The organism is Citrobacter sp. Colony219, assembly GCF_019382635.1.
Taxonomy (GTDB): domain Bacteria; phylum Pseudomonadota; class Gammaproteobacteria; order Enterobacterales; family Enterobacteriaceae; genus Citrobacter; species Citrobacter youngae.
In genome coordinates this window covers 893,141-895,479 of sequence record NZ_CP080033.1, presented here as the reverse complement: position 1 = coordinate 895,479, position 2,339 = coordinate 893,141, and the positions used below count along the sequence as shown (strand labels likewise).

3 protein-coding genes are annotated in these 2,339 nt (G+C 52.8%); 1 reads left to right on the top strand and 2 read right to left on the bottom strand.

Annotated elements, in window-relative coordinates; all coding sequences use genetic code 11:
* Together miaE and rraB are read right to left on the bottom strand one after the other, a co-directional pair.
* Positions 1–701 (bottom strand): tRNA isopentenyl-2-thiomethyl-A-37 hydroxylase MiaE (gene miaE / locus JTI85_RS03960; RefSeq protein WP_219352564.1); only part of this gene is annotated, 701 nt, incomplete at its 3' end.
* 51 nt (positions 702–752) lie between these two features.
* Positions 753–1,178: a ribonuclease E inhibitor RraB gene (gene rraB / locus JTI85_RS03955; RefSeq protein ID WP_219352132.1), complete on the bottom strand. Its 426-nt coding sequence runs from the start codon at positions 1,176–1,178 to the stop codon at positions 753–755.
* A 163-nt stretch (positions 1,179–1,341) separates the two neighbouring features.
* On the opposite strand from rraB, the gene argF reads away from it, so the two are divergent.
* The coding region (argF, locus tag JTI85_RS03950) for an ornithine carbamoyltransferase (protein WP_219352563.1) at positions 1,342–2,339 on the top strand (998 nt) is incomplete at its 3' end.

Below are 2,339 nucleotides of genomic sequence, written 5' to 3'. Positions count from 1 at the left end.
GCTTCCACTTCACCAAAGAATCGCACCCGGCTACTGATATCGTCAGCAGAAACCTGCTGCGCCAGCGCCAGGTAATCCTGATAATGGCGCGCCTCGGATCGCAGCAGCGACAGATAAAACGCCTGCAGATCGTCATCCAGATACGGTGCGAGCGCGGCGAACCGTTCACAGGAACGCGCCTCAATGTAAGCCCCGCAAATCAGTTTATCGATTAACGTCAGCGGCTCGTGGGTGCGCACCTCTTTGAGCATGCCTTTGGCGTAACGGCTGGCGGTAATCTTAATATAGGGAATGTTGCGACTCATCATCGCCTCACGCACCTGCCAGAAATGATGCAGTTCTTCCTTGATCAGCAAAACCATGCTGTCGATAAGCTTGCGTCCCCACGGGTCGTCGGTTTGCGGCATCACGCTTTTGCTTATCTGTTTATTCAGCGCGATAAAATCCGGCTCATCCCCTTCTCTGAAAGCAAACGCTTCATAGGGTTTCAGCCAGTCCAGCAGCGCCTGAGATCCCTGTTTATCTGCGACATACTTACGCACCAACAGCATCGCCGTTTGCGCCGCTTTCAGCTCACAGACGAGGTGGTCGGTCAGCAGCAGGGGAAGATTTGCCGGGTTCTGCGCTTTATCAAGCCATGCCTGGGGTGTTTTGCAGTGCAGGAAGTTGTGGATCGGGGAGAGTATTTGCGGGTAATCCATACGTTGTCCTTGCCCTGCGGCAGCCTGGGCTACCGCAGGTCAGTAGATGACTTAGTGACGCACGCCGTCATCATCTTCGTCGACGAGATCTTCATCGTCGCCGTCTTCACCTTCTTCGCCGTTCGGGTCTTCAAAATAGGTGCCCCAACCGTCGTATTCCACATCATATTTTTCAGCCAGGTTCATCAGCTGCTCAACCTGAGCATCGATCAACTCCGCATTCAGTGCACATTCGCTCAGGATGTCACAGCAAATAACCGTGTCGCCTTCTTCCACTTCCAGCTCTTCCGGCTCGGTCACTTCATAACCCAGCTTGAAGGCTTCTACTGCCACTTTTTCCAGGGTTTCGAAGTCATCCGCGGAAAGGTGATGCTCAATGGTGTACAGCGCGTCTGGATCGCTGCCATCTTCGAGTAACTCTTCAATAATCAAGCGCGTTTCTTCACGCTGTTCTTCCAGTAGTTCCGGGTTTGCCATGGCTCGTTCCTCATAATGTCCTGCCGATACTCTTATTGTCACATACCGCTGACATTGCCTCCACCTTTCCAGGAAAGATTTGTTAAACAAGGTTGCAAATGAATAAACATCCATATAAATTGAATTTTAATTCAATAAATGGCTTAAGCCATGTGAGGAAACCATGTCTGCGTTTTATCAGAAGCACTTTTTGAAACTGCTTGATTTCACCTCTGCTGAACTCACGTCACTGCTCCAGCTCGCCGCGCAGCTTAAGGCGGATAAGAAAAACGGTACAGAGGTCGCTAAACTCACCGGTAAAAATATCGCGCTCATCTTCGAAAAAGACTCAACCCGCACCCGTTGCTCTTTCGAAGTTGCCGCATACGACCAGGGCGCTCGCGTGACGTATCTCGGGCCAAGCGGCAGCCAGATTGGCCATAAAGAGTCGATCAAAGACACCGCCCGCGTGCTCGGCCGCATGTACGACGGTATTCAGTATCGGGGCCACGGCCAGGAGATTGTCGAGACGCTGGCGGAATATGCCGGAGTTCCGGTGTGGAACGGATTAACCAACGAGTTTCATCCCACCCAGCTGCTGGCGGATCTGTTAACTATGCAGGAACACCTGCCGGGTAAAGCGTTTAATGAGATGACGCTGGTCTACACCGGTGATGCCCGCAACAATATGGGCAATTCCATGCTGGAAGCCGCTGCGTTAACCGGGCTGGATCTGCGCCTGGTCGCACCGCAGGCCTGCTGGCCAGAGGAAAGTCTGGTTGCAGAGTGCAAAGCGCTGGCACAGAAAAACGGCGGCAATATTACGCTGACCGAAGATGTCGCCGCGGGCGTGAAAGGTGCGGACTTTATCTATACCGACGTCTGGGTATCAATGGGCGAAGCAAAAGAGAAGTGGGCCGAACGTATTGCGCTGCTGCGTAAGTACCAGGTTAATAGCACGATGATGGCGTTGACCGGCAATCCACAGGTGAAATTCCTGCACTGCCTGCCCGCGTTTCATGACGATCAAACCACGCTTGGCAAACAAATGGCACAGGAATATGGTCTGCACGGCGGTATGGAAGTGACTGATGAGGTCTTTGAATCACCCGCCAGTATCGTATTTGATCAGGCGGAAAACCGGATGCACACCATCAAAGCGGTGATGGTGGCGACGCTTGC